Source organism: Labrys monachus (genome assembly GCF_030814655.1).
Taxonomy (GTDB): domain Bacteria; phylum Pseudomonadota; class Alphaproteobacteria; order Rhizobiales; family Labraceae; genus Labrys; species Labrys monacha.
Genome location: NZ_JAUSVK010000001.1, coordinates 3,864,790 through 3,889,597 on the forward strand (window position 1 = coordinate 3,864,790; position 24,808 = coordinate 3,889,597).

Below are 24,808 nucleotides of genomic sequence, written 5' to 3' on the forward strand. Positions count from 1 at the left end.
AGCAAAGGAGAAACCCATGTCCCTGATCGGTCAATTCACCCGCACCAAGAGCGGCTATGCGGGTCGCGTCCGCACGCTCACCATCGATGCCGAATTGGTGCTCGTGCCGGCAGAGAGTTCCGATGCCGAAAATGCGCCCGACTTCCGCATCCATCTCGGCCCCGACGACGACGGCCCGGAGATCGGCGCGGGATGGAAGCGCACCGGCGAGAAGGCCGGCGACTACGTTTCGCTGCAGATCGACGATCCGACCTTTGGTCATCCGATCCGCGCCAATCTCTTCCAGTCGGCAGACGACAAGTCCGCCTGGGGACTGAGCTGGAATCGCCCGCCGAAGCGCGGCGAGCGGGACTGAGCGATGTCTCTCGTCTGTCACGCGTCTGTCGCCGGAGGGAGCATCCCCCTCCGACGCTCAGCCTTCCTCCTCCTTTCCGGCCTGCTGTTCGTCGTGCCGCTGTGCCACTCGGCGAACGCGCAAGAGACCCCCGCCGAACGCTCGTCACGCGTCGATCCCTATGCCGCCTTCGTAACCGAAGCGGCGCAGCGGTTCGGCATTCCCGAAGCGTGGATTCGGGCGGTCATGCGCGTCGAAAGCCGCGGTGATGTGCGCGCCGTCTCGCCGAAGGGTGCGATGGGCCTGATGCAGATCATGCCCGATACCTGGGCCAGCCTTCGCGCCCGTCACGGCCTCGGCCCGAACCCATACGATCCACGCGACAACATTCTGGCGGGCGCGGCGTATCTGCGCGAGATGCACGACCGCTACGATTCGCCGGGCTTCCTCGCCGCCTACAATGCTGGTCCCGGGCGCTACGAAGAGTATCTCGCCGGCCGTCCATTGCCCGCCGAAACGCGCGCCTATGTCGCCATGCTCGCGCCCGTTCTCGGCGGCGGTGAGAACATCGTCCCTGTCATGGTGGCGACCGGCGATCCGCTCGCCTGGACCCGTGCGCCGCTCTTCGTCGTGCAGTCATCTGGCAGCGGGAGTGTCGTTCCGGTGCGTCGTGAAAGCGAGCCGGATGACGCGATAACACCAGCCCCAGCGCGCGATCAAAGCGCGATTGCGCCACGCACCGATGGGCTGTTCGTCGCTCGCAATGCCTCCGTTGTCCCGCGATGACCGCGTTCGCACCTGATCGGGCAATGGCGTGCTCTGGCGGACGGATGGCGGTCCGAGGAGGAGGAGCAGGCAACACAACCGCACGATGGCGAGATAAAAGCGCGCGAGGTGCGGCTTGGTGCGGTCGTGTGTTTTCAGTGACTTATGGCGCGTCTTCGCGAGGTGCGCCTGATCGGCGCAGCCTGCGCTATCGCGATTTCTGCAAGGATTTCGACAGCTTCGCGCGATGTGCGGGGCCGCGGCCATGAGCGGCGAGGACGATTTCCGCATCCGGCCAGGCCGCATCCGCTCGACCCGGGCGCAGCAGGCGCGGCCCTTCATCGCTCAGGCGCTCGCCGCCGCCCAGCGGGCCGGCGGACGCGTCTCGCGTTCCGGCCAGATCAGCGCAGGCAATCGCTCGCGTTTCGGCCGCGGCCAGCGCGCGACCGTCCAGGCCAATCGGCTGCTCACCAGCCGATCGCGCAACACGGTGATTAAGACCCGCGTTGTCCGACATACCGCGCGGGCCGCGCCGCTTTCCGCCCACCTCAGCTATCTGCGCCGTGAGGGCGTCACCCGGGATGGCGAGAAGGCGCGGCTGTTCGGTCCGGAGACCGAGGACGCGGATCCCAAGGCCTTCGCCGAGCGCACTCAGGACGACCGGCATCATTTCCGCTTCATCGTCTCGCCCGAGGACGCGACGGAGATGTCCGACCTGAAAACCTTCGCCCGCGATCTAATGGGGCAGATGGAAAAGGACCTCGGCACCAAGCTCGACTGGGTCGGCGTCGATCACTGGAATACCGACAATCCCCATGTCCATATCATCCTGCGCGGGCGCACCGATGACGGCCAGGACCTCGTCATCTCGCGCGACTACATCAAGGAAGGCATGCGCGCCCGAGCGCAGGATCTCGTCACCCTGGAGCTGGGGCCGCGCACGGATCACGAGATCCACCGAACCCTCGAACGCCAGATCGAGGCGGAACGCTGGACCAATCTCGATCGCCAGCTTGCCCGCGACAGCTATCGCACCGGCGTCGTCGATCTCGCCCCGCACCCCGACCGCCAGCCAGACGAATTTCATGCGATGAAGGTCGGCCGCCTGCGTAAGCTGGAGACGCTCGGCCTCGCGGATCAGGTCGGCCCCGGCCAATGGGTCGTATCGGAGAATGCCGAGGCGACGCTGCGCGAGCTTGGCGAGCGTGGCGACATCATCAAACGCATTCATCGCGGCCTGACGGAACGCGGTATCGAGCGCGGCGCCGCCAGCTATGTGCTCGCTGGCGAGAGCATCAACGAGCCCGTCGTCGGCCGGCTGGTCGATCGCGGTCTAGACGACGAGCTGAAGGGCACGGCCTACGCCGTGGTCGACGGCACGGACGGACGAACCCATCACATCAAGCTGCCCGACCTCGACGCGGCCGGTGACAGCGCGCCGGGCTCGATCGTCGAGCTGCGGAAATTCGACGACGCGCAGGGGCGCAGACGTGTCGCGCTCGCGGTCCGTTCCGATTTCGACATCTCCGCCCAAGTCAACGCGACCGGCGCGACCTGGCTTGATCGCCAAGCGATCGCCCGCGATCCGGTCGCGCTCGGCGGCGGCGGCTTCGGCGCCGAGGTTCGCCACGCGATGGACAGGCGTGCCGAGCATCTCGTTGGCCAAGGCCTCGCCGAGCGGCAGACGCGCGGCGTCAGCTTCTCGCCCGGGCTGATCGACACGCTGCGCCAGCGCGAGGTGGAGGCGTTGGGCGAGAAGCTTGCGGCCGAGTCCGGTCGGCAATTCTCGAAGGCCGGAACGGGCGAATATGTGGCGGGCACCTATCGCCAGCGCTTTGCGCTCGCGTCGGGCCGCTTCGCCATGATCGACGACGGCCTCGGCTTCCAGCTCGTGCCCTGGTCGCCGTCGATCGAGCGTCAGATCGGTCAGCACGTCTCCGGCGTGTCGCGCGGCGCCGGTGGCGTCGACTGGAGCTTCGGCCGCAATCGCGGCCTCAGCATGTAGCCCAATCAAGAAAGGAGTGCCCGCCATGTCGGCGACCAAAATCCTCTGGGGCCAGATCCTCACTGTCTTCCTGATCGTGCTGATGACGACCTGGGCGGCGACGCAGTGGACGGCCTGGCGGCTCGGCTTCCAGCCGCAGCTCGGACTTCCGTGGTTCGAACTGGCCGGCTGGCCGATCTACTATCCGCCCGCCTTCTTCTGGTGGTGGTACTTCTACGACGCCTATGCACCTCCGATCTTCATCGAGGGAGCCTATATCGCCGCGTCAGGCGGCTTCATCTCCATCGCCGTCGCAATCGGCATGTCCGTCTGGCGGGCGCGCGAAGCCAAGAACGCCGAGACCTTCGGCTCCGCCCGTTGGGCCGATGTCGGTGAAGTGCGCGCCGCCGGCCTGCTGGGCGCGGATGGCGTGGTCCTCGGGAAGTTCGATCGCGACTATCTCCGCCATGACGGTCCCGAGCATGTGCTGTGCTTTGCACCGACGCGTTCCGGCAAGGGCGTCGGCCTGGTCGTGCCATCGCTGCTGACCTGGCCGGGCTCGGCGATCGTCCACGACATCAAGGGGGAGAACTGGCAACTCACCGCCGGCTATCGCGCACGGCATGGCCGCGTGCTGCTGTTCGATCCGACCAACGCGAAGTCCGCCGCCTACAATCCTCTGCTCGAGGTCCGCCGCGGCGAATGGGAGGTCCGCGACGTCCAGAATATCGCCGACATCCTGGTCGACCCGGAGGGCTCGCTGGAGAAACGGAACCACTGGGAAAAAACCAGCCACGCATTGTTGGTCGGCGCGATCCTACACGTCCTCTATGCCGAGGCCGATAAGACGCTCGCCGGCGTCGCCGCCTTTCTCTCCGACCCGAAGCGGCCGATCGATTCAACGCTCGCCGCCATGATGAGGACGGCGCATCTCGGCGAGGCTGGACCGCATCCGGTAATCGCCAGCGCCGCGCGCGAGCTGCTGAACAAATCCGACAACGAGCGGTCCGGCGTGCTGTCCACCGCGATGTCGTTCCTCGGCCTCTATCGTGATCCTGTCGTCGCCGAGGTCACACGCCGCTGTGACTGGCGCATCGTCGATATCGTCGGCGGCAAGCATCCGACCACCCTCTACCTTGTTGTGCCGCCATCCGACATCAACCGGACCAAGCCGCTGATCCGGCTGATCCTGAATCAGATCGGCCGGCGGCTCACGGAGGATCTGAAGGCGAATGGCAACCGCCATCGCCTTCTCCTGATGCTCGACGAATTTCCGGCCCTCGGTCGTCTCGACTTCTTCGAAAGCGCGCTCGCCTTCATGGCGGGCTACGGCCTCAAGGCCTTTCTCATCGCCCAGTCGCTGAACCAGATCGAGAAGGCCTATGGGCCAAACAACTCGATCCTCGACAACTGCCATGTGCGCGTCAGCTTCGCGACCAATGACGAGCGGACCGCCAAGCGTGTCTCGGATGCGCTCGGAACCGCGACCGAGTTGCGTGCCATGAAGAACTATGCCGGTCATCGCCTGTCGCCCTGGCTCGGCCACATGATGGTCTCGCGCTCGGAGACCGCCCGGCAACTGATGACGCCCGGCGAGATCATGCAGCTTTCGCCATCCGACGAGATCGTCATGGTGGCGGGTACACCGCCGATCCGGGCGAAGAAGGCGCGATATTATGAAGATCGCCGGTTTCAGGAACGCATCGTAACGCCGCCGAACCTGGTGAAGCCGACAACCGCCCGACCGGACGACTGGAGCACGCTGCCTCTGCCAACGACGCCGACCCTGTTGACCGCGACATGCGGCGGGAGCGGATCTGAGGATGAGGATACGACCGACTCCGAGCGCCGACACCAACCAGAACTGAGCCGCGCAAAGCCCGTCGAGCCGAAGCAGCCCATCGAAAACGAGTTCGAGATCGATCCCCGCGACGATGCCGATGAGGATGCCGCACGTCTCTCGCGCATGAATCAGACCATGCGCCAGGTCGCACGCCAGGCGTCGCTCGATCCCGGCGACGGTATCGAGCTTTAGGAAGGACAATGGCAAAGCCTCCCAAAAAGCAGCGGCTGTCCGTGTATCTCGAACCGGACGTCATGAAGGCGCTCGCAGCGCACGCTGCCCGCCGCGATCAATCCCTCTCGCTGATCGCGGAAGCCGGCATCGCCTCTTTCCTGTCGCCTGACGCTGCCGAACGACAGGAGGCGGCGACGACGAAGCGGCTCGACCAACTCGACCGGCGGATGGCGCGGATGGAACGCGACCTGGGCATCGCCGTCGAAACGCTGGCCGTGTTCATCCGCTTCTGGCTGACGACGAACCCACCGCTACCGGAGCCCGCGCAGGCCGCGGCGCGTGCGAAGGCCGGCGAGCGCTATGAGGCATTCGTCACCGCGCTCGGCCGGCGACTCGCTCACGGCCCGAAGCTCAGGCAGGAAATTGCGGAGGATCTTCCCTCCGGCGACGCACCAACATGACCCTATCAAAAATTCATACCGAACAAGCTGCGCCCTGATCGCCTCACGCCACGGTGTTTTCGTTTGACCATCGTAATCTAGTGATCAGGGCGTGAACTGACGGAGGTATGCGAGCGCCGGATCGATAAATTCGGGATTCTCCCACGTCGGATAGCGACGCCGAAGAATAGCGCGCGTCTCAGGCGTTGACCTGTCTCGAACCTGCGAGGTCTCGCGAAGGAATGTGAAATAATCTTGCACCCCTTGTACGATTTCTGTCGCCCCTAAATTCCCGTGTCCCGGAACTATGAGTCGCGGTTCCAGCCCCTGGATGTCGTTGAGCGCCTGGATCCATCGAGACAGGTCGATCTCTTCGGCAGTAATCATCGGCGGATAAAATGGTACGATCGGAAACATCCGCTCTTCGATGAGATCACCGGCAAACAGGATTCCCTCCTTCGGGAGGAACACGATCTGGTCGCCCGGTGAGTGGGCAGTTCCCCACGTGCGGAGTTGTGCTTCTCGGCCGCCGAGATCGATGATCGTCTCGGGCGTTTCGTAGACGCCATGCGGCGGCGTCAATTCAATCCCGTCAAGCAGATGTTTATGCGCCGCCGGCAGCACGTTCGCTCTGAAACCGTCGAGCAGCCGCTGGCCAGAGCGCAAAAAATAGTCACGTTGCGCACTGTTATAGTAGATGCGCGCGTCTTTCTTGAACACTTGCGCCCCGAATCCATGCTCCGGATGGGCGTGCGTTACCGTCAGGATGATCTTCCTTCCAGGTGCTAGGCGACGCGCAAGCTGCAGAACGTTCTCGGCGCTGTCGACGCCGAGCCCGCAGTCTACGACCAAGGCTTTGTTCGCGCCGACAATGATGCCGATGTTTGGAACGAGCGGAATCCTCCTGTCGGGAAGAATGAACACGCCCGGCGCTACCTCGGCTGGATAGCGAGCGTCCACGGTCGGCATGGGACGTGAGGGAGCGAGTTCCCGCTCCTGCGCCCGAGCGGGAAGTGGGAACGCACCGCCCAATCCAGCCAAGATAGACAGCTTGAGCAGACTGCGACGATCGGCGCTTGTGGCTGGATACGTCTCCATCAAACTTCTCCTGATGCTAACAAACCCTATGGCGGCAAGCCCGGGCCTGCGCCGATGCAGCAACGCCCAATGAGGAAACAGAAGCTGCGCCAGCCGACCCAGAACCGGCTGGCGCAATCGTGGTCAGTCGATGACGACGATGATTTTGCCGCGGGCGCGGCCCGATGCCTGATGCTCGAACGCCTCGGCAAAGTCGCCGAGCGATTGCTTGCCATCCAGGAGGACCTTCACACCGCGTTGATCGATTTCCTCCACCACCCGCCGCAGGCGTTCGGCGTCCGACGCGTGAAAGACGAACCCAGCGCTCACGTTATGGGCCTTGGCCAAAGCGTCGTCTGGCGGCAATGCGGTCGCAAGCAACTGACCGCCGACACGAAGCACCTGATAGGATCGCTGCTCCGTTTCGCCCCCGATGGTGTCGAGTACGATATCGACGTCCGAGACGGCCCGGGTGAAATCCTCCGAACGGTAGTCGATCACCTTGTCTGCACCGAGTTGACGAGCAATCTCGACGCCGTCGCCGGAGGCGGTCGCGAAGACGCGCGCGCCAGCATTTCGCGCGAATTGAATCGCGAAGCTGCCGACGCCACCCGCACCCGCATGAATGAGGATGGATTGACCGTCGGCCAGCCTGGCCGATTCAAACAGCGCCTGCCATGCCGTGCCGGCGGCAGTCGGTATGCCCGCAGCATCCTCGATGGCGATCGTCGAAGGCGCCTTTGTCAGATGGGACACGGGCACAACAGCATATTCTGCAAATGCGCCGCCCGCGGTCGGATCCGTCCTGCCGACGATTTTGTCTCCCGGCGCCCAGCCTTGAACATCCGGTCCGACTTGCTCGATCTCTCCCGCCAAGTCTGTACCTTGCGTGTAGGGGAACTGCAGCGGGAAGAACTGGTCCATGTAGCCGCGCTGCAGCTTGACATCGAGCGGGTTGAGCGCAGCCGCCTTGACGCGGACGAGAACCTCGCCAGGGCCCGGTGCGGGCTTCTCAACATCTTCAAGTGCGGGAGTGGCATTATAGCCGTTGATGCGGATCGCCTTCATTGTGCGGTCTCCCCACTGCCGACGGGCCATGCACCGACCTGGAACAGCCACCCGAACCAGTCTTCCAGGTGCCATGTGTGGGTCAGCTTCCCGTCGGCGATGCGATGAAATTCGTGGATGGGCATCACGAATGACTTCCCGGTTGGCGCGATGCCGAACCATTCGCCGAGATGGGTGCCAGAGATCGTCGCGCGAACCGAGGCACGCCCCGGCGCTCCAATAATCTCTTGAATGGTGACTTCGACGTCAGGAAAGGCCGCCTTGAACCCGTCGATCAGCGGCTTCATTCCATCGCGCCCCGGCTGCTGACCCGGCGCAAGCGGGATATCCTGCCAGTCCTCGGTCACGGCGCTGTCGAGCAGCTCGGGGCTCCCCCCGAAAGCTCTGTAGAAGGTCTCGACGGCGCTTCGCTCTTCAGGCGTCAGACCGACGACCTCCGGTTCTGTGGTGTTCGTCATATGGGCGTCCTTTTTCGATTGACCGCCCAAACACTAAACAGCCCTCTAGCATACTTGAAATCGATATGAGATATGCGTAATCATTCATGGCATGGATTTACACGGGATCGATCTGAACCTTCTTGTCGCGTTCGATGCGCTGATGGCCGAGCGCAGCGTGACCCGCGCGGGAACGCGAATTGGGCGAACCCAGCCTGCGATGAGCGCCGCTCTCTCCCGATTGAGATCGCTGCTTCGCGACGAGCTATTCGTGCGCGGACCGAACGGGCTGCAGCCGACCCCTCGGGCGTTGGACCTTGCCGAACCGATTTCGCATGCTCTTGGTGAGATCCAGCGCACGTTGGAGTTCACGCGGGAATTCGTCCCGTCAACCTCGACAGTCTCACTGACGCTGGGGCTATCCGACCATCCCACGTTTCTTGTGCTGCCACGTCTCGTTGCGATCCTGCGGGAGAAGGCGCCTGGGATTGCGTTGAGCGTTCGCAATTTCACCAACCGGGACGACGCCATCTCCATGCTGGACGCTGGCGAAGCCGACATGACGATCGGGGTTCCGCCCACATCTACGGGACGCATCCTGAACGTCCGGCTTTTCGACGAACGCTTCGTCTGCATCTTGCGGAAGGACCATCCGGCCGCCAAGCACTTGGACCTGAAGACCTTCCTGTCCCTGTCGCACCTGCTCGTTTCGCCAGAGAATGAGCGGTTCGGCGTGGTGGACGCCGCGCTGGCGAAAAAAGGGCTGAAACGACGCCTCGCCCTGACGCTTCCCCACATGTACGCCGCTCCGGCGCTTATCGCATCGTCGGATATGGTCGCCACAATCATGGAAGGTGTCGTCGCGGCCTCCGGACAAGCTGAAAAGCTGTCTGTTGTGACGGTGCCCCTCGAATTAGCTCCCGTGCAATTCACGCTGTCCTGGCATCGAAGGAATGACACCCATCCCGCTCAAGCATGGTTCCGGAGTTGCGTGAGCGCAGCGTTTCCTGAAATCCTCTTGTGACGGTTCCCAGCTTCAGCGCTTCGGCCTAGTTGCTGACAGCCGAACCTACCCGCGACCTCACCTAGGTCCGGCCGACCCGCCCTTACTAGGAACTCGCGTTAGGTGCCCGCTCCGTAGCGGAGCCCATCGACGAGAAGTGCGACCATGCGTTCCGCCCGGCCGGAACCGGCGTTGTGAGACGACATACATAAGCTTGCCACCGCGCCGAGAAGTTCGTCTGCGTCGACATCGGTGCGGACCCCGCCGGTGGCGACCGCGGCGTCAAGAAGCTTGCGGAGCGCGGGCCGCAGACGTTGATCAAAATAACCGGGCAGGCTGTCGAACGCCGGATCGCCGGAGTGCAGAGCTTGGGCAAGCCCGCGTTTGGTTCCGACAAACGCGGCATATCGCTGCATCCAAGTCGCCAGCGCATCGAAAGGCGGATGCGACTTCGCAAGTAAAGGCGCCATGTCTGCGCAGGCGTCTATTTCGCGACGGAAAACGGCGGCGATCAGATCGGCACGCTGCGGGAAATGCCGGTAGAGGGTGCCGAGGCCAACTCCGGCCTTATCCGCAATCTCCCGCACCGGCGCATCGACTCCCGAGGTTGCAAATACCTCTTTGGCCGCAAGCAGCAGAGCGTCGAGGCTGCGCTGCGCATCGGCGCGCACCCGACGCTCCGGTTTGCCCGACGCTCGGGCGCCGACATGATGATCTTCTGGTTGCTCGACCACGAGGCCCCCTTGCAAAACGGAACAATGATCCATATTAATGCGGAACATTGATCCGTCTATGTATGTAGCGAAGCCTCGCGTAGGTTTCAACGCAACGCGAAGTCCCGGAGATTGCCATGCAGGACAAACCCGTAGCCCTCGTAACCGGGGCCAACCAAGGCATTGGCCTCCAGATCGCCAAGGACCTCGTGGCGCACGGCTTCACGGTGCTAGTCGGGTCGCGCAACCCAGACCGCGGCGAAGCTGCGGCCAAGGAGGTCGGCCCCGGCGCGCATGCGCTCCAACTCGACGTCACCGATCAGGCATCGATCACCGCAGCAGCAGAGCGGGTCCGGAGAGAGTTCGGCCGTCTCGACGTGCTGATCCAGAACGCTGCCATCTCGAACACGAGCAAGCAGCCCGACCAGTCCGTTGAGGAGTACTCCAAGACGGCCCGCCCGAGCGTCGTGTCTCTCAATGAGATGCGCGCGGTGTGGGATACCAACGTCTTCGGCGTCCTCGCCGTCTACCAGGCGGTGCTGCCGCTCCTGCGTGTCACCCCGGGCTCGCGCATCGTCAATGTGTCGAGCGGGGTCGGGTCGCTGACCACCAACTCGGACCCGGCCTTCGCCTATCGCGGAATCTTCGGCCCCGTCTACCCGGCGTCCAAGACCGCGCTCAACGCCCTGACGCTGGCCATGGCGATCGAACTGGAGCCCGATGGGATCAGGGTCAACGCGGTCTCCCCAGGATACACGAAGACCAACCTCAACGGATATTCGGGCACGGAGACCGTAGAGGACGGCGCTCGCGAAGCAGTGCGCGTGGCGCTGCTCGGCTCGGACGCGCCGACGGGCGCGTTCACGGGTTCGGGAGGCAGAATCATCCCGTGGTGACAGAAGCATCTCAGCCGGCGCGCGTTCGCCTTATCAGCCACAACCCCACAGATAGAGAGACAAGCCATGCAATACCGCACGCTGGGAAGAACCGGCATCAAGGTCAGCCCCTACTGCCTGGGTGCGATGATGTTCGGCGGCATCGCCAATGCCGATCACGACGATTGCATCCGTATCATTCACAAGGCCTTGGATTTTGGGATCAACTTCGTCGACACCGCTGATCGATACAGCAGCGGCGAGTCGGAGGAGATTGTCGGCAAGGCGCTGAAAGGGCGACGCGACAACATCGTCCTGGCGACAAAGGTGCATGGGCCGATGGGTGAGGATCCAAACCAGCAAGGGGGCTCTCGACGCTGGATCACCCGGGCCGTCGAGGATTCGCTCCGCCGTCTGCAGACCGACCACATCGATCTCTACCAGATCCACCGGCCGTCGCCGGATACGGACATCGAGGAGACGCTGTCGGTGCTCACCGATCTGATGCGGGCGGGCAAGGTGCGCGCGATCGGCTCATCGACCTTCCCGGCCTCGGAGATCATCGAAGCGCAGTGGGTGGCTGAGCGGCGAGGGCTGGCACGCTTTCGCACCGAGCAGCCACCCTATTCGATCCTCAACCGCAGCATTGAACGAGAGGTTTTGCCGATTTGCGAAAGGTACGGGATGGGCGCCTTGGTATGGAGTCCGCTTGCGAAGGGCATGCTCACCGGGCGCTATCGCAAAGGACAGCCGCTGCCCGAGAGCTTGCGCGTCAAAGTTTTCCGCGAACAAATGGCCGACGAACGCAACCTCGATGCGGTCGAACGACTCATCCCTATCGCGGAGGCGGCGGGGCTATCGCTGACGCACATGGCGATGGCGTTTGTAATGGCGCATCCCGGTGTAACGTCAGCGATCCTTGGTCCGCGAACCGAACAGCAACTGGACGATCTGCTCGCCGGGGCAGAGGTTGTCCTGAGCGACGAAATCCTGAATCAAATCGATGACGTGGTTGCGCCCGGAACCGACGCCGGACCGATGGGCGCCGTCTATTCGCCGCCGGCGGTGACGCTGACCAGTCTGCGTCGTCGTCCTCTCGCCGAGCGTCGTGCCGCGTGAATCGCAGAGGCTGGACAACGCTTTAGATCAACGATTCAGGACACCGTCCCACACACGGATGGCTCATTCCGTTCCGACACGAACGATGATGTCGGGCGGGTGGTGTCTTTGATATTCCGCCCGGGCGATTGCATCGTCCAGCGCAGCGATGCCGCTAGAGCGGTCTCGGGCAATGTGTCTTGTCTATCAACGGAGGTCGCCAATGCCGAAGGTTTTTCAAGGTAGGGTCGTACTTGTGGCAGGCTTGGCCAGCGGGCTCGGCGAGGTCATCGCGACGCGCTTTGCCGAGGACGGTGCAAAGCTGATTCTGAGCGATCCCACGGCCGACGTCGCGGCAATGGCCCGCAAGATCCAGGGGGACCACCCGACCTGCCAGGCGATTGGGGTCGTCGCCGACTTCACTGACTGTCCATCATGCGAGCGCTTGGTCGCCACTACGATGGAAAAGTTCGGCCCAATCGACGTGCTCATAATCGCAACCGTGACTCTGCACATGGGGTCGGTGGTTTCGACTGAGCCCGACGATTGGGATCGCGTAATGGCGTTTAATGCCAAGGGGCCGTTCTTGCTCTGCAAGACGGTCGTTCCGAAGCTAACGCGACCAGGCGGGGCGATCGGCGTGATCGGCTCCTTCACCGCGCAGATGGGTTTTGCAAATGCCGCTCTGTATAGCGCCTCGAAGGCTGCGGAGATGTCGCTGGTGCGCACGCTGGCCGTGGAACTTGCACAAGAGGGAATTCGCGTCAACACGGTTGCCCCTGGCTATCTCTGGTCGAATGTGGATCAACAAAGCCTGGAAGCCGCAGCGCAGAAGACCGGGAGAACGCTCGAGGAGGTTCGCGCCGCCCGCGATTCGACGATCCCCATGCGCCGCCAGGCGGACGCCCGGGAAATCGCGGAGGCCATGCACTTTATCGTCTCACCCGCGGCGTCTTACATCACTGGCGCCTGCCTTGACGTGAATGGCGGCTTGCTCGTTCGTTGAGCCCCTTCCAGTCTTGCACACAAAGGATTTCCCGTGGAGCCCAGCAAAAATTCGCGGATAGGCCTTGTGGGGCTAGGCGCAATCGGCAGGCTCATGGCACAAGCATCTGCGCGAGGCGAAAGCGTGGCCTCAGCTTCGATCTGGCAATCGGCGGCATTTCGACCGTTTTGCTTTTCGTCAGGGCTTTCATGACGACACGTGGAACTTCGAAAGAAGGAAGCGCTAATCCCGCCGCCCCAGACGGCGGCGCTGGCCTCCGCGAAAGCATGGAAGGTAGTTGGAGGCCTTCCAGTCAGCGTTCGAACCACATTCGTGATCTGATCGGCCATGCCTGCCGCAATCGTCGCGTAGCCAAAAGCCAAGAATCGCGCGGTGGCTTCCGGAAGACCGCGCGCGACAAGACGCTCTCCGCGCGCTGCTTCATCGCCTTCGAAAATGCTAGCGCACAGCTCCTCAGCGGGAACTGGCCGGCCGTTACCGCCTCATCGCCTCCATAAACCAAAATGATGCGAAGACATATTCTGTATCGATTGGCGATATGACGGGAAGGACCTTAGGTTTTCCGGACGATGAGAGATGTTGGACGGATCAAATGAGAAGCGCGGTTATCACAGGCGGATCGAGAGGCATTGGGCGAGCGAGTGCAAGGGCGCTGGCAAACAAGGGCTACGCGGTCGTCATCAACTATGCTGGCTCCGCAGAAGACGCCGAGCACGCGGTCAGGGAGATCGAGGAGGCTGGCGGAGCAGCGACTGCTGTGCGCGCAAATGTGGCCTCGAGCAGTGAAGTCGAAGGCCTCTTTCGAGAAGCTATACAAGCCTATGGCGGCATCGATGTTGTCGTGGCAAGCGCAGGCGTGATGTCCCCGTCACCGCTCGCCAATGCGACCGACGAGGATTTCGACAACCACTTCGACGTCAACGTCCGCGGCACGTTCAACGCCTTTCGCGAGGCCGCGCGGCACGTGCGCGATGGCGGCCGCCTGATTGGATTCTCCAGCACGACGCTCGCGCTCAACGCTCCCGGTTACGGAGTCTACAACGCCACCAAAGGCGCGGTGGAAGGCATGGTCCGCGTCATCGCCAAGGAACTTGGCCCGCGAGGCGTGACAGTCAACGCCGTTGCCCCCGGACCGGTCGAGACAGATTTGTTCCTGCGCGGGAAATCTCAGGCCGACATCGAGCGGTTGGCGGGCTTGGCGCCGTTGAAGCGGCTGGGGCAGCCCGAAGACATCGCGCACTTGGTGGCTTTCCTCGCCTCTCCGGAGGCGGCCTGGATCAATGGGCAGATCATTCGCGCCAACGGGGGGATCGCGTGATGGAGGCGCCCGTGGACAAGCACGTCATTCTTGTTACCGGTGCTGGCTCTGGCATCGGCAACGCCATTGCCACCGCGCTCGCTCGCGCGGGACATATCGTCTACGCGAGTCTGAGGCTTGCGCGACCGGACGGACAAAAACGCGCAGCCGCCATTCGAGACTTGGCGGCGGCCGAAAAGCTGGACCTGCGCGTCATCGATCTCGACGTGTTGTCCGAGGCGAGCTGCCGGGCCGCGGTCGACCAGGTGCTCGTCGAACAGAACCGCATCGACGTGGTCGTCAACAATGCCGGCATGCTGATGACGGGCGTCACCGAAGCCTTCGATCCGGATCAACTCCAGCACATCTTCGATACCAACGCGACGTCATGGCTGCGCGTCAATCGCGCGGTGCTGCCAGTGATGCGGCGGCAGGGTCGCGGCACGCTCGCCTACGTGAGCAGCACGACCGCTCATATCCCCGAACCCTTCCTGGGCCCCTACGTCGCCGCGAAGGCGGCGGGCGAAGCCCTGGCCGAGGTTATGGGCATGGAGGTGCGTTCCTTTGGAATCGACACCGTCATTATGGTGCCTGGCGCTTTCACGAGTGGCACCGAACATTTCGCGCACGCCAACACGCCCGCTCTGCCCGCCGTTGTTGCCCAATACGGGGCATTCCCGGCGCGTGCTGAAACGCTCGGTAACCGTCTGGTAGCGATCGACGCGGCGCACGATGGCTCGCTCGACGTGTCCGCAGTCGGCGAAGCTCTTCGCGATGCGTTAGCCAAGCCATCCGGTGAAAGGCCCTTTCGCATCTTCGTCGATGCCCAGCGCAAAGGTGTTGAGGACATCCTTTCGGTCCAGGACGCCCGTCAGGCCGACCTCCTGCGGCAGTTCGGCCTTTCCGATCTCGCGCCTCCGGCGTGGTGACGCGTCGCCGTTTTCACAAGATCGCACCAAGGAGCAGATGCCGTGGAAAAGCTAACCATCGCCGCGGGAGCATTGGCCGCTCTCACCTCTTCCGGTCCACACGTAACGAACTCACCTCCGCTCAACCCCAACCATGTCGTCCAACTCGTGCAGCCGCTTTACGAGGCATTGACGGCGTCCAGTTCGGAAGAAGTTCGTTCGCGTCTGGAGGCAGCGACCTCGCCTGATTGGCAGAATTGCGGCGACAACCAAGTCTGCGAAACGCGTGAGGCGACGATCGCGCGCTGGAGCGCCCGCATTTCGCGCGTCCCCGACTTCCGCTTCGAAATTCGAGAAGTTCTCGTGTCTGGCAACAGGATCATCGTGCGTAGCGAAGCCAGCGGCGCCCCGACCGAGACGTTCATGGGCGTTGACGCCCAGGGGCGATCATTCCGGATCATGACGCTCGACGTCCACGAGATCGATGGGGCGAAGGTTGTCCGCACCTACCACGTAGAAGACTGGGGTCGGGCTTTACGTCAATTGCGCGGCGAAACCCCGTGATCATGGTTCTGTCCGGCGGCTGTACGCGCGGCAGGCTTCGGTCTGCCGCGTCCCCACGTTTCGTCACGCGGAGCGAATGCAAGTCTCTTATGAAGGAGGGCTCTCGGCGCCCAAGCCGGTGAAGACCAGCGCCAGCAGTCGTGCCACCCTCGCTTCTCCTTCTGGCGTTGGCGGGATTTGCCATAAGAACCCCAACAGCATCAAGAAATCCTCGGCGTCGGCGCCGGGTCGGATTTCCCCTGACGTTTCGCATGCCCCGATAAGCTGACGGACGGCGTCGAGCATCGGCCAGTAAGTTTCCTGAAAGTCTTTCTCTGATCGGGCAGCACGAAGCAGATCTGCAACCCCATGCTTCACGCTGCCGAATTTTGCTAGGCGGTCGCACCACATGCGGAAGGCTTTTAGCGGCCGATGCTGAGCCAGGAGAGCCGGCGCGAGTGCGACCAGCGCGTCGATCTCATTGCGATACACGCCGAGCACCAAGGCTTCGCGGGTTGGGAAGTGGCGGTAGAGCGTTCCAGCGCCCACACCCGCGGTCTTGGCGATGGAATTCAGAGATGCGCTGGGGTCGGCAGAGAGTGCATCTCGCGCGACATTCAGAATGCGGTCGCGGTTGGCCCGCGCATCGGCGCGCAGGTTCTCTTCTTCCTCAGCCATCAGCCCTCTTGACGAAACGGAGAGTTCTCCGTTAATCCACAGGAAAGCGGAGAGTTGTCCGCTTATATCCCGGTAAGGAGGTTCCATGCAATACATTAAGCTCGGCTCTACTGGTCTCGACGTCTCGCCGATCTGCATAGGATGCATGGGCTTTGGTGACCCGTCCCGCGGCCATCCGACCTGGGCTCTTGGCACGGAAGCCAGCAAGCCGATCATTCGCCACGCCATCGAAGCAGGGATCAACTTCTTCGACACGGCGAATCTCTATTCGCAGGGCACTAGCGAGGAAACGCTCGGCACCGCGCTCAAGGAGTTCGCCAATCGCGACAGTGTCGTTATCGCCTCGAAGGTCGCAGCGCCTTTGCGGACCGGACCGAACGGGCGCGGTTTGTCGCGCAAGGCAATCATGGCCGAAATCGACCACAGCCTGAGGCGGCTGGGCACCGATTATATCGATCTCTACCAGATTCATCGTCGCGACCCGACCACGCCTTGGGAAGAAACGCTGGAGGCGCTCCACGATCTCGTGAAGATCGGCAAAGTCCGCTACCTCGGAGCCTCCTCGATGATGGCCTGGGAGTTCAGCAAGGCACTGCATCTGCAAAAGGCCAACGGCTGGGCGCGTTTTGTGTCGATGCAGGATAACTACAGCCTCGTCGCCCGCGAGGAAGAGCGCGAGATGCTACCGCTTTGCGCTGACGAAGGGATCCAGACGGTGGTCTACAGTCCGCTAGCTCGCGGTCGCCTGGCCCGGCCATGGGGCGAGTCGACCGCACGTTCGGAAGCCGAGCCTTACGCGGCAAAGCTCACCGAGGCGACCGCCACAAGCGATCAGGAAATTGTCGAGGCGCTCGGTGCTGTCGCGACCGAGCGCGGGGTCAGCCGGGCGCAGATTGCGCTCGCATGGTTACATCGCCATCCAGTCGTTGCCGCGCCGATTGTCGGGGCGCTCAAGACAAGTCACATCGATGAAGCGATCGCCGCCCTGTCGATCAGGTTGACAGACGAGGAGGCCAACCGCCTCGAGGCTCCATATACGCCACGTGGCGACATCCAGGGGATATCCGATCCCGTTGTGCTGGCCCGTATGGCAGCAGCAGTCGGTGTGAAAACAGCCGCTGCTTGACGCCGTCGATACGATCCACTGCCGCAGTGACGGCTTGGATCGTCTTCTTGTCGCTCTGCTGGCAAGGCAGGATGTCGATAAGTGTTCGACGATAATTGTCTACAATCTTTGAAAGAGACGTCGTGGCAGGAAGCATCATGATCTTGGGAGCGAATGGACGGGCTGGTCGCGTCATCGCTCGCGCGCTTTCAACGAGAGAACACGCCGTGATTTTGGTGGGGCGGGACGAAGATGCCCTGTCGACGCTTGCCTCGACATTACAATGCAAATCTCGGACCGTCGTCGCGGGCGACCTCAAAGCCATCATTGCTGCTATTGCCGATCATCGTCCCGCCGTTGTGGTCAATACGATCGGGCCGTTCGGCGAGACGGCGCTGCCTATCATCGATGGCTGCCCAGCCGGAACCCATTATCTAGACCTTGCCAATGAAATGCAGGTCTTTGAGTCCATGATGGTCGCTGAGCCGCGCATCAAGGAGCGGCGGCAATGCGTCGTCACGGGCGCAGGCTGGGGGGTCCTCGCCACCGAAAGTATTGTCTTGAAGCTTTGCGCCGATCAGCCACCTGCAAAGCGCGTTCGGATCGACAACCTGGCGTCCGTTAAGGCGGATGGTACGCTCGGCGACACTGTTGCCGCCACTATCGTCGACAACCTCTCTTATGGCGGCCGCTGCTATCAGGACGGTCGGCTGAAGCGCGTGCGGATGGGATATCAGCCGGATCGATTCGCCGTTCCAGACGGGACCAACGCAGTCACAGGCGGGGCGTCCACAGCCGATCTGGAAGCCGCGCGTCGAGCCAGTGGCGCTTCGGACATCGTGGCGGGGGCAGAGCTGGCGCCGACGTCCCCCGTCATAGCTGCCTTGGCGGGCTTTATCGGTGCATTGTCCCGTTTCGGCTTCATCCGACGGCAACTTCAGCGAAGCTTCGCGAAAATGCCGAACACGCCGCCCAAGCGAAATACCTCGTGGGCGAGAGCCGTGGTGGAATGGCCTGGCGACAGGCGACGGGTCGGCTGGCTACGGGCTGGTGATGCTTACGATTTTCTCGCCAAGGCTTCCGCTGAAACAGCCACTCGCCTTGCTGATCAAAAGGGCAAGCCCGGCGTCTATACACCAGGAGGCCTGTTCGGCGCAGAACTCGCTGAACTCGCTGGTGCCATGTTCATTCTTGAAGACGCCGGCTCAGCGTGATGGCGGAAAGTGGAGCGACGCGCAAGAATCGCGCCGCATGGTTGCCGGGTAAGTTCCAGCGCCTGAAGGTTTCCCAAGCACCCTACACGCCGCCCAGGGAACATGAGGTCGTAGTCCGCAATCATGCCGTCGCGATCAATCCCGTCGACTGGTTTAAGCAGGCCCTTGGCGACTTCATGTTCCAGTGGCTGAAATATCCCTGCGTGCTCGGGTCCGATCTGGCAGGCGTGGTCGTCGAGATCGGCCCCAAAGTGGAACGCTTTCGCGTGGGGGACCGTGTTCTCGGGCATGCTGTCGGGATGGATCCCCAGCGAAACAGAGCGGCGGAGGGCGCGTTCCAGATCTTCACAGTGTTGATGGAGAATTTGGCCACACCGATACCGGACGACATGCCCTATGAGGCAGCTACGGTGCTGCCACTGACTCTTTCGACAGCCGCCTGCGCCTTATTTCAAAAGGACTATCTGGGGCTACCGCCGCCGTCAGTCACGACAACACCGCGGAACGAGGCGGTCCTGATTTGGGGCGGTTCTACGAGCGTCGGCGGGAATGCGATCCAGTTAGCAGCGGCCGCCGGTTACGAGGTGGTCACCACGGCGTCTCCCCGAAATTTCGACTATGTTCGCGGGTTGGGCGCTGCTCACGTCTTCGACTATCGCGACCCGTCGGCGCCGCGCGACATCGTCGCTCTGCTGTCAGGAAAGCAGTTCGCCGGCGCCGTTGCGATCGGAGATGGCTCCTTATCGAAGTGCATCGACATCGCCGGCCGGTGCGTCGGTCGTAAGTTCGTCGCGCAGATCAGTTCGCCTGTGTCGTTTGACAAACTGCAAGAGCGGCCGGGAGCACTTCACATGCTCTTGCGCTTTCTTCCTGCCATGCTTTTCGAAAATATCAGATTGGCGTTCAAAAAGCGGCATCGCGGGGTAAAATCCAAGTTTGTCTTTGGCAGTTCCTTACACGGCAACGAAGTCAGCAAACTGATCTATAAAGATTATCTGCCAATGGCTCTGATGGCGAAGAGACACCTCGTCGCTCCACCTCCCGTGATTGTCGGGCATGGTTTGGAGGCAATCCAAGATGGATTAGACCTCCTTCGTAGCGGTGTGACGACACAGAAGGTTGTCGTCTCGTTGTGATCGGCGGTATTGGCCGGCCGAATAATTGTCGTGGTGAATTGTCGACCTTGAACCGGCGACTCGTGTTGGCGCCCGAATTTCGTGTTCACCGATCCAGATCGGCTCGATATTGGCGCAAGTAGTCGTCTGACAACTCCGCCGATCTCCTGTCTTTGTACGCTAGAGTACGACGACCACATTTCGGTTGTTGTAATGCCCTGATTTCTGCCTCTTCTACTCATCCCCGATCCAGGGCCGCACTTCGCGGACCCGCAAGAGAACGGGGACGACGTGGCGGCCACTCACCAGAAATCGGAGGCGATCCTTCGCGGCGCGCGCATGCTGCGGACGGCCCTCGGGCCGGCGATCGCCCGTTTTCTCGAAGACCCCACGATCGTCGAGGTGATGCTCAACCCCGATGGGCGGCTCTGGGTCGACCGGCTCTCCGAAGGGCTTTCCGACACAGGTGAGTTGCTGTCGCCTTCGGACGGCGAGCGGATCATCCGTCTGGTCGCCCATCATGTCGGCGCCGAGGTTCATCCCGGCGCGCCGCGTGTCTCGGCCGAGTTGCCCGAGACGGGGGAGCGGTTCGAGGGGCTGTTGCCTCCCGTGGTGTCCGCGCCTGCCTTCGCGATCCGCAAGCCCGCCGTCGCCGTGTTCACGCTCGACGATTACGTCGCCGCCGGGATCATGGCCGCAGCTCAGGCCGAGACCTTGCGCCATGCCGTCGCCGACCGGCGCAACATCCTCGTTGCCGGCGGCACTTCGACCGGCAAGACCACGCTCACAAACGCGCTGCTCGCGGAAGTCTCGAAAACCTCGGACCGCGTCGTCCTCATCGAGGACACGCGCGAGCTGCAATGCGCCGCGCCCAATCTGGTCGCGATGCGGACGAAAGACGGCGTCGCCTCGCTCTCCGATCTAGTCCGTTCCTCGCTCCGCCTGCGCCCCGACCGCATCCCGATCGGCGAGGTGCGCGGGGCCGAGGCGCTCGATCTGCTGAAGGCCTGGGGCACCGGACACCCCGGCGGCGTCGGAACGATCCACGCCGGCACCGCCATCGGCGCGCTACGTCGCATGGAGCAACTCATCCAGGAAGCCGTCGTCACCGTTCCGCGCGCGCTGATCGCCGAGACGATCGACCTGGTCGCCGTGCTGTCCGGTCGCGGCGCGTCGCGCCGCCTCTCCGAACTCGCCCGCATCGAGGGTCTCGGCCCCGACGGCGACTACCGCGTCACCCCCGCTAGCCAGCCCCTCACAGGAGACCCGTCATGATCCAGCATGCTTTGCGCATCCGCCGCCACATCGCCACGGCGGTGTCCGTCAGTTTTCTCACGCTGGCGCTCGCGCCGGCCGCCCACGCCTCCGGCTCGTCGATGCCCTGGGAGGCACCGCTGCAATCGATCCTCGAATCGATCGAGGGGCCGGTCGCCAAGATCATCGCGGTGATGATCATCATCATCACCGGCCTGACGCTCGCCTTCGGCGACACGTCGGGCGGCGCGCGTCGTCTGATCCAGATCGTCTTCGGCCTGTCGATCGCCTTCGCCGCGTCGAGCTTCTTCCTGTCGTTCTTCTCGTTCGGCGGCGGAGCGCTCGTCTGATGGCCGACGGCGCGGACCGTGGCGGCGAGTTGCCGGGCTTCTCGGTCCCGGTCCATCGGGCGCTGACCGAGCATATCCTGCTCGGCGGCGCTCCGCGCTCGCTCGCCATCCTCAACGGCACGCTGGCGGCCGCGCTCGGCCTGGGCCTGCGCCTCTGGCTGGTCGGCCTCGGCCTCTGGGCTGTCGGGCATTTCGCGGCCGTCTGGGCTGCCAAGCGCGATCCGCAGTTCGTCGACGTCGTGCGCAAGCATCTGCGCATCCCCGGCCACCTGTCGGTCTGAGGAGCGACGCCGATGATGAACCTCGCCGAATATCGCAACCGCAATACACGGCTCGCCGACTTCCTGCCCTGGGTGGCGCTGGTCGGCGAAGGCATCGTGCTGAACAAGGACGGCAGCCTGCAGCGCACCGCGCGTTTCCGCGGCCCCGACCTCGACAGCGCCGTGCCGGCCGAACTGGTCGCCGTCGCCGGCCGGCTCAACAACGCCTTCCGTCGCCTCGGCTCCGGTTGGGCCATCTTCGTCGAAGCGCAGCGCCATGGCGCCGCGACCTATCCGGCCAGCATGTTCGCCGACAGCGCATCCGGCCTGGTCGACGCGGAACGCAAGGCAGATTTCGAAGAGGCCGGCGCGCATTTCGAGTCCAGCTACTTCCTGACCTTCCTTTATCTGCCGCCGGCCGAGGACGCCGCACGGGCCGAGACCTGGCTCTACGAGGGCCGCGATCACACCGGCGTCGACGCGCACGAGATCCTGCGCGGTTTCGCCGACCGCACCGATCGCATCCTCCAGCTTATCGATGCCTTCATGCCGGAATGCGCCTGGCTCGATGACGGCGAGACGCTGACCTATCTGCACTCGACCGTCTCAACGAAGCGGCATCGCGTCCGCGTCCCCGAGACGCCGATGTATCTCGACGCGCTCCTCGCCGATCAGCCGCTCACCGGCGGCCTCGAACCCCGGCTCGGCGATGCGCATCTTCGCATCCTCACCATCGTCGGCTTCCCGACCGCGACCACGCCCGGCATCCTCGACGAACTGAACCGCCTGGCCTTTCCCTATCGCTGGTCGACGCGCGCGGTGCTGCTCGACAAGACTGACGCTACCAAGCTGCTGACCAAGATCCGACGGCAATGGTTCGCGAAGCGCAAGTCGATCGCCGCCATTCTCAAGGAGGTGATGACTAACGAGGCCTCGGCGCTGGTTGACACCGACGCGGCCAACAAGGCGGCCGACGCCGACATGGCGCTGCAGGAGCTGGGCGCGGACTACGCCGGCCAGGCCTATGTGACCGCGACGATCACCGTCTGGGACGACGATCCGCGCATTGCAGCCGAGAAGCTGCGGATGGTCGAGAAGGTCATCCAGGGCCGCGACTTCACCGCCATGCCCGAGACGATCAACGCGGTGGACGCCTGGCTCGGCTCGCTGCCCGGCCATGTCTACGCCAATGTCCGCCAACCGCCGATCAACACTTTGAATCTCGCCCACATGATCCCGCTGTCGGCGGTGTGGGCGGGTCCGGAACGGGACGAGCACTTCGATGCACCCCCACTGCTTTACGGCAGAACCGAAGGCTCGACCCCGTTCCGGCTTTCCATCCATGTCGGCGATGTCGGCCATACGCTGATCGTCGGCCCAACCGGCGCCGGCAAGTCAGTGCTGTTAGCGCTGATGGCGCTGCAATTCCGGCGCTATCCGCAATCCCAGGTCTTCGCTTTCGACTTCGGGGGATCGATGCGAGCAGCCGCGCTCGCCATGCGCGGCGACTGGCACGATCTCGGCGGCGGCCTCACCGAAGGCGCGGATGACAGCGTATCCCTTCAGCCGCTGGCCCGCATTGACGATGTCGCCGAAAGTGCGTGGGCCGCCGACTGGCTGGTCGCGATCCTGGGCCGCGAAAGCGTAGCGGTTACGCCCGAGGTCAAGGAGTACCTCTGGTCGGCATTGTCGTCGCTAGCCTCTGCGCCAATCAACGAGCGCACGCTGACGGGCCTGTCCGTCCTGCTCCAGTCCAATGACCTGAAACAGGCGCTCCGACCCTATTGCGTCGGCGGTCCCTATGGCCGTCTGCTCGACGCCGAGGCCGAGCATCTGGGCGAGGCCAATGTCCAGGTCTTCGAGACCGAGGGTCTGATCGGCACCGGTGCCGCTGCCGCCGTGCTCGCCTACCTCTTCCATCGCATCGAAGACCGCCTCGACGGGCGGCCGACGCTGCTGATCATCGATGAAGGTTGGCTCGCGCTCGATGACGAGGGCTTTGCAGGCCAGCTTCGCGAGTGGTTGAAGACGCTCCGCAAGAAGAACGCCAGCGTCATCTTCGCCACGCAGTCGCTCTCCGATATCGACGGCTCGGCGATCGCGCCCGCCATCATCGAGAGCTGTCAGACCCGCATTCTGCTGCCGAACGAGCGCGCGATCGAGCCGCAGATCACGGCCATCTATCGACGCTTCGGGTTGAACGATCGCCAGATCGAGATCCTCGCGCGGGCGATGCCCAAGCGCGATTACTACTGCCAGTCCCGGCGCGGCAACCGGCTCTTCGAGCTGGGCCTATCGGATGTCGCACTCGCGCTCTGCGCCGCTTCGTCCAAACAGCACCAAGCGCTCATCGCCACGGTTCACGCCCGCAGCGGCACGGATGGATTCCTTGCCGAGTGGCTCGCCGAGAACCGGCTCGCCTGGGCCGCCGACCTCATCGCCGACCTCACCAACGTCACCCCCCAAGCCGATCAGGAGGCACACCCATGACCCGTTCCATTCGTTCCCGCTCGCGCGCGCTGCGCATGACCGCCGCCCTCCTGACGGTTTCCGTCGCCGTGATCCCGTTTATGGCGGCGCCCGCCCACGCGCAGTTTGGCGGGATCGTATACGACCCCACCAACTACGCGCAGAATCTCCTGACCGCCACGCGAGCGCTTCAGCAGATCAACAATCAAATCACGTCGCTTCAGAACGAAGCGACGATGTTGATCAACCAGGCACGCAATCTTACGAGCCTGCCGTTCTCGTCTCTCCAGCAGCTCCAGCAGTCCGTTCAGCGCACGCAGCAGCTTCTCGGCGAAGCGCAGCGCATCGCATACAACGTGCAGAACATCGACCAGGCCTTCCGCACGACCTACGGCAATGCGTCGATGTCGGCCTTGGACCAGCAGCTTGTCGCCGAAGCACGCGAGCGCTGGCAGAATACGGTCGGCGGCCTGCAGGACGCCATGCGTGTCCAGGCGGGTGTTGTCGGCAACATCGACACGAACCGGACCCAGATGTCGGCGCTGGTCGGCCAGAGCCAGGGCGCGACCGGCGCGCTGCAGGCGACACAGGCGGGCAACCAGCTTCTCGCCCTGCAAGCGCAGCAGCTCGCGGACCTGACGGCTGTCGTCGCCGCCAATGGTCGGGCGCAGAGCCTGTCCGAGGCCGAGCGCGCGGCCGCGGCTGAGCAAGGTCGCGAGCAGCGCCGTCGATTCCTGACGCCGGGCAGCGGCTACCAGCCGGGCAACGCCCGCATGTTCCCGAACGGCAACTGAGGAC

The 24,808-nt window shown here is 63.5% G+C and carries 25 protein-coding genes; 20 read left to right on the top strand and 5 right to left on the bottom strand.

The features are described 5' to 3' along the window. The first annotated feature begins 16 nt into the window (after positions 1–16). From J3R73_RS17590 to J3R73_RS17610, 5 genes are all read left to right on the top strand, one after another. Complete coding sequence (locus tag J3R73_RS17590; protein WP_293862238.1) at positions 17–355, top strand: DUF736 domain-containing protein; 339 nt, start codon at positions 17–19, stop codon at positions 353–355. A gap of 3 nt (positions 356–358) precedes the next feature. Beyond that, positions 359–1,120: a lytic transglycosylase domain-containing protein gene (locus J3R73_RS17595; protein WP_307429508.1), complete on the top strand. Its 762-nt coding sequence runs from the start codon at positions 359–361 to the stop codon at positions 1,118–1,120. 244 nt (positions 1,121–1,364) lie between these two features. Continuing rightward, positions 1,365–3,104, top strand: a complete 1,740-nt coding sequence (locus tag J3R73_RS17600; protein ID WP_307429511.1) for a relaxase/mobilization nuclease domain-containing protein — start codon at positions 1,365–1,367, stop codon at positions 3,102–3,104. 25 nt (positions 3,105–3,129) lie between these two features. Then, positions 3,130–5,118 carry a conjugal transfer protein TraG gene (locus J3R73_RS17605; protein WP_307429513.1) on the top strand — a complete coding sequence of 663 codons (1,989 nt, stop codon included), beginning with the start codon at positions 3,130–3,132 and terminating at the stop codon, positions 5,116–5,118. An 8-nt stretch (positions 5,119–5,126) separates the two neighbouring features. Then, complete coding sequence (locus tag J3R73_RS17610; RefSeq protein ID WP_307429516.1) at positions 5,127–5,561, top strand: CopG family transcriptional regulator; 435 nt, start codon at positions 5,127–5,129, stop codon at positions 5,559–5,561. Between the two features lie 84 nt (positions 5,562–5,645). Here J3R73_RS17610 and J3R73_RS17615 read toward each other — a convergent pair whose 3' ends face one another. The 3 genes from J3R73_RS17615 to J3R73_RS17625 form a co-directional block, all read right to left on the bottom strand. Continuing rightward, positions 5,646–6,638, bottom strand: a complete 993-nt coding sequence (locus J3R73_RS17615; RefSeq protein ID WP_307429519.1) for an MBL fold metallo-hydrolase — start codon at positions 6,636–6,638, stop codon at positions 5,646–5,648. Between the two features lie 123 nt (positions 6,639–6,761). Continuing rightward, on the bottom strand, positions 6,762–7,685 hold the full coding sequence (locus J3R73_RS17620) for an NADP-dependent oxidoreductase (RefSeq protein WP_307429524.1): 924 nt from the start codon (positions 7,683–7,685) through the stop codon (positions 6,762–6,764). Continuing rightward, positions 7,682–8,143: an ester cyclase gene (locus J3R73_RS17625; RefSeq protein ID WP_307429527.1), complete on the bottom strand. Its 462-nt coding sequence runs from the start codon at positions 8,141–8,143 to the stop codon at positions 7,682–7,684. The genes J3R73_RS17620 and J3R73_RS17625 overlap by 4 nt, the downstream gene beginning before the upstream one ends. A 91-nt stretch (positions 8,144–8,234) precedes the next feature. On the opposite strand from J3R73_RS17625, the gene J3R73_RS17630 reads away from it, so the two are divergent. Next, positions 8,235–9,146: a LysR family transcriptional regulator gene (locus J3R73_RS17630; RefSeq protein ID WP_307429529.1), complete on the top strand. Its 912-nt coding sequence runs from the start codon at positions 8,235–8,237 to the stop codon at positions 9,144–9,146. A gap of 98 nt (positions 9,147–9,244) precedes the next feature. Here the strand turns inward: J3R73_RS17630 and J3R73_RS17635 are convergent, their stop codons facing one another. Continuing rightward, entirely contained in the window at positions 9,245–9,907 is a 663-nt protein-coding gene (locus J3R73_RS17635; RefSeq protein WP_307429532.1) for a TetR/AcrR family transcriptional regulator, read from the bottom strand. Between the two features lie 68 nt (positions 9,908–9,975). On the opposite strand from J3R73_RS17635, the gene J3R73_RS17640 reads away from it, so the two are divergent. The 6 genes from J3R73_RS17640 to J3R73_RS17665 all read left to right on the top strand — a co-directional run bounded on the left by J3R73_RS17640 (position 9,976) and on the right by J3R73_RS17665 (position 15,586). Beyond that, complete coding sequence (locus J3R73_RS17640) at positions 9,976–10,734, top strand: SDR family oxidoreductase (protein WP_307429535.1); 759 nt, start codon at positions 9,976–9,978, stop codon at positions 10,732–10,734. Positions 10,735–10,800: 66 nt separating this feature from the next. Further along, positions 10,801–11,832: an aldo/keto reductase gene (locus J3R73_RS17645; RefSeq protein ID WP_307429538.1), complete on the top strand. Its 1,032-nt coding sequence runs from the start codon at positions 10,801–10,803 to the stop codon at positions 11,830–11,832. 202 nt (positions 11,833–12,034) lie between these two features. Further along, positions 12,035–12,817 (top strand): SDR family NAD(P)-dependent oxidoreductase, encoded by a 783-nt coding sequence (locus tag J3R73_RS17650; RefSeq protein WP_307429542.1) that lies wholly within the window; start codon positions 12,035–12,037, stop codon positions 12,815–12,817. Between the two features lie 592 nt (positions 12,818–13,409). Then, a complete protein-coding gene (locus J3R73_RS17655) occupies positions 13,410–14,135 on the top strand; it encodes an SDR family oxidoreductase (RefSeq protein WP_307429545.1) in 726 nt (241 codons plus the stop codon). Between the two features lie 11 nt (positions 14,136–14,146). Beyond that, the gene (locus J3R73_RS17660) at positions 14,147–15,043 is read left to right on the top strand and encodes an SDR family NAD(P)-dependent oxidoreductase (protein ID WP_307429548.1); all 897 of its coding nucleotides are present in this window, start codon (positions 14,147–14,149) and stop codon (positions 15,041–15,043) included. A gap of 42 nt (positions 15,044–15,085) precedes the next feature. Continuing rightward, positions 15,086–15,586 (top strand): ester cyclase, encoded by a 501-nt coding sequence (locus J3R73_RS17665; RefSeq protein WP_307429554.1) that lies wholly within the window; start codon positions 15,086–15,088, stop codon positions 15,584–15,586. Positions 15,587–15,673: 87 nt separating this feature from the next. On the opposite strand, the gene J3R73_RS17670 is transcribed toward J3R73_RS17665, so the two are convergent. Further along, positions 15,674–16,243: a TetR/AcrR family transcriptional regulator gene (locus tag J3R73_RS17670; protein WP_307429557.1), complete on the bottom strand. Its 570-nt coding sequence runs from the start codon at positions 16,241–16,243 to the stop codon at positions 15,674–15,676. 85 nt (positions 16,244–16,328) lie between these two features. On the opposite strand from J3R73_RS17670, the gene J3R73_RS17675 reads away from it, so the two are divergent. From J3R73_RS17675 to trbJ, 8 genes are all read left to right on the top strand, one after another. Beyond that, complete coding sequence (locus J3R73_RS17675; protein WP_307429559.1) at positions 16,329–17,369, top strand: aldo/keto reductase; 1,041 nt, start codon at positions 16,329–16,331, stop codon at positions 17,367–17,369. A gap of 137 nt (positions 17,370–17,506) precedes the next feature. Then, on the top strand, positions 17,507–18,562 hold the full coding sequence (locus tag J3R73_RS17680) for an NAD(P)H-binding protein (protein ID WP_307429562.1): 1,056 nt from the start codon (positions 17,507–17,509) through the stop codon (positions 18,560–18,562). Further along, complete coding sequence (locus J3R73_RS17685) at positions 18,562–19,698, top strand: zinc-binding alcohol dehydrogenase family protein (RefSeq protein ID WP_307429565.1); 1,137 nt, start codon at positions 18,562–18,564, stop codon at positions 19,696–19,698. The genes J3R73_RS17680 and J3R73_RS17685 overlap by 1 nt, the downstream gene beginning before the upstream one ends. 270 nt (positions 19,699–19,968) lie before the next feature. After that, on the top strand, positions 19,969–20,952 hold the full coding sequence (gene trbB / locus J3R73_RS17690; RefSeq protein WP_307429569.1) for a P-type conjugative transfer ATPase TrbB: 984 nt from the start codon (positions 19,969–19,971) through the stop codon (positions 20,950–20,952). Further along, positions 20,949–21,281, top strand: a complete 333-nt coding sequence (locus J3R73_RS17695) for a TrbC/VirB2 family type IV secretion system protein (protein WP_099555744.1) — start codon at positions 20,949–20,951, stop codon at positions 21,279–21,281. Before trbB ends, J3R73_RS17695 begins: the two co-directional genes overlap by 4 nt. Continuing rightward, a complete protein-coding gene (locus tag J3R73_RS17700) occupies positions 21,281–21,562 on the top strand; it encodes a VirB3 family type IV secretion system protein (protein WP_307429579.1) in 282 nt (93 codons plus the stop codon). The genes J3R73_RS17695 and J3R73_RS17700 overlap by 1 nt, the downstream gene beginning before the upstream one ends. 12 nt (positions 21,563–21,574) lie before the next feature. Further along, entirely contained in the window at positions 21,575–24,031 is a 2,457-nt protein-coding gene (trbE, locus tag J3R73_RS17705) for a conjugal transfer protein TrbE (protein WP_307429583.1), read from the top strand. Then, entirely contained in the window at positions 24,028–24,804 is a 777-nt protein-coding gene (trbJ, locus tag J3R73_RS17710) for a P-type conjugative transfer protein TrbJ (protein ID WP_307429586.1), read from the top strand. Before trbE ends, trbJ begins: the two co-directional genes overlap by 4 nt. Positions 24,805–24,808: the final 4 nt, after the last annotated feature.

Bases quoted from the DNA above. Each gene is read 5' to 3' on its own strand.
- J3R73_RS17590 (WP_293862238.1), top strand. From the start codon at position 17: ATGTCCCTGATCGGTCAATTCACCCGCACCAAGAGCGGCTATGCGGGT.
- J3R73_RS17595 (WP_307429508.1), top strand. From the start codon at position 359: ATGTCTCTCGTCTGTCACGCGTCTGTCGCCGGAGGGAGCATCCCCCTC.
- J3R73_RS17600 (WP_307429511.1), top strand. From the start codon at position 1,365: ATGAGCGGCGAGGACGATTTCCGCATCCGGCCAGGCCGCATCCGCTCG.
- J3R73_RS17605 (WP_307429513.1), top strand. From the start codon at position 3,130: ATGTCGGCGACCAAAATCCTCTGGGGCCAGATCCTCACTGTCTTCCTG.
- J3R73_RS17610 (WP_307429516.1), top strand. From the start codon at position 5,127: ATGGCAAAGCCTCCCAAAAAGCAGCGGCTGTCCGTGTATCTCGAACCG.
- J3R73_RS17615 (WP_307429519.1), bottom strand. From the start codon at position 6,638: ATGGAGACGTATCCAGCCACAAGCGCCGATCGTCGCAGTCTGCTCAAG.
- J3R73_RS17620 (WP_307429524.1), bottom strand. From the start codon at position 7,685: ATGAAGGCGATCCGCATCAACGGCTATAATGCCACTCCCGCACTTGAA.
- J3R73_RS17625 (WP_307429527.1), bottom strand. From the start codon at position 8,143: ATGACGAACACCACAGAACCGGAGGTCGTCGGTCTGACGCCTGAAGAG.
- J3R73_RS17630 (WP_307429529.1), top strand. From the start codon at position 8,235: ATGGATTTACACGGGATCGATCTGAACCTTCTTGTCGCGTTCGATGCG.
- J3R73_RS17635 (WP_307429532.1), bottom strand. From the start codon at position 9,907: ATGTTCCGCATTAATATGGATCATTGTTCCGTTTTGCAAGGGGGCCTC.
- J3R73_RS17640 (WP_307429535.1), top strand. From the start codon at position 9,976: ATGCAGGACAAACCCGTAGCCCTCGTAACCGGGGCCAACCAAGGCATT.
- J3R73_RS17645 (WP_307429538.1), top strand. From the start codon at position 10,801: ATGCAATACCGCACGCTGGGAAGAACCGGCATCAAGGTCAGCCCCTAC.
- J3R73_RS17650 (WP_307429542.1), top strand. From the start codon at position 12,035: ATGCCGAAGGTTTTTCAAGGTAGGGTCGTACTTGTGGCAGGCTTGGCC.
- J3R73_RS17655 (WP_307429545.1), top strand. From the start codon at position 13,410: ATGAGAAGCGCGGTTATCACAGGCGGATCGAGAGGCATTGGGCGAGCG.
- J3R73_RS17670 (WP_307429557.1), bottom strand. From the start codon at position 16,243: ATGGCTGAGGAAGAAGAGAACCTGCGCGCCGATGCGCGGGCCAACCGC.
- J3R73_RS17675 (WP_307429559.1), top strand. From the start codon at position 16,329: ATGCAATACATTAAGCTCGGCTCTACTGGTCTCGACGTCTCGCCGATC.
- J3R73_RS17680 (WP_307429562.1), top strand. From the start codon at position 17,507: ATGATCTTGGGAGCGAATGGACGGGCTGGTCGCGTCATCGCTCGCGCG.
- J3R73_RS17685 (WP_307429565.1), top strand. From the start codon at position 18,562: ATGGCGGAAAGTGGAGCGACGCGCAAGAATCGCGCCGCATGGTTGCCG.
- J3R73_RS17695 (WP_099555744.1), top strand. From the start codon at position 20,949: ATGATCCAGCATGCTTTGCGCATCCGCCGCCACATCGCCACGGCGGTG.
- J3R73_RS17700 (WP_307429579.1), top strand. From the start codon at position 21,281: ATGGCCGACGGCGCGGACCGTGGCGGCGAGTTGCCGGGCTTCTCGGTC.
- trbE (WP_307429583.1), top strand. From the start codon at position 21,575: ATGATGAACCTCGCCGAATATCGCAACCGCAATACACGGCTCGCCGAC.
- trbJ (WP_307429586.1), top strand. From the start codon at position 24,028: ATGACCCGTTCCATTCGTTCCCGCTCGCGCGCGCTGCGCATGACCGCC.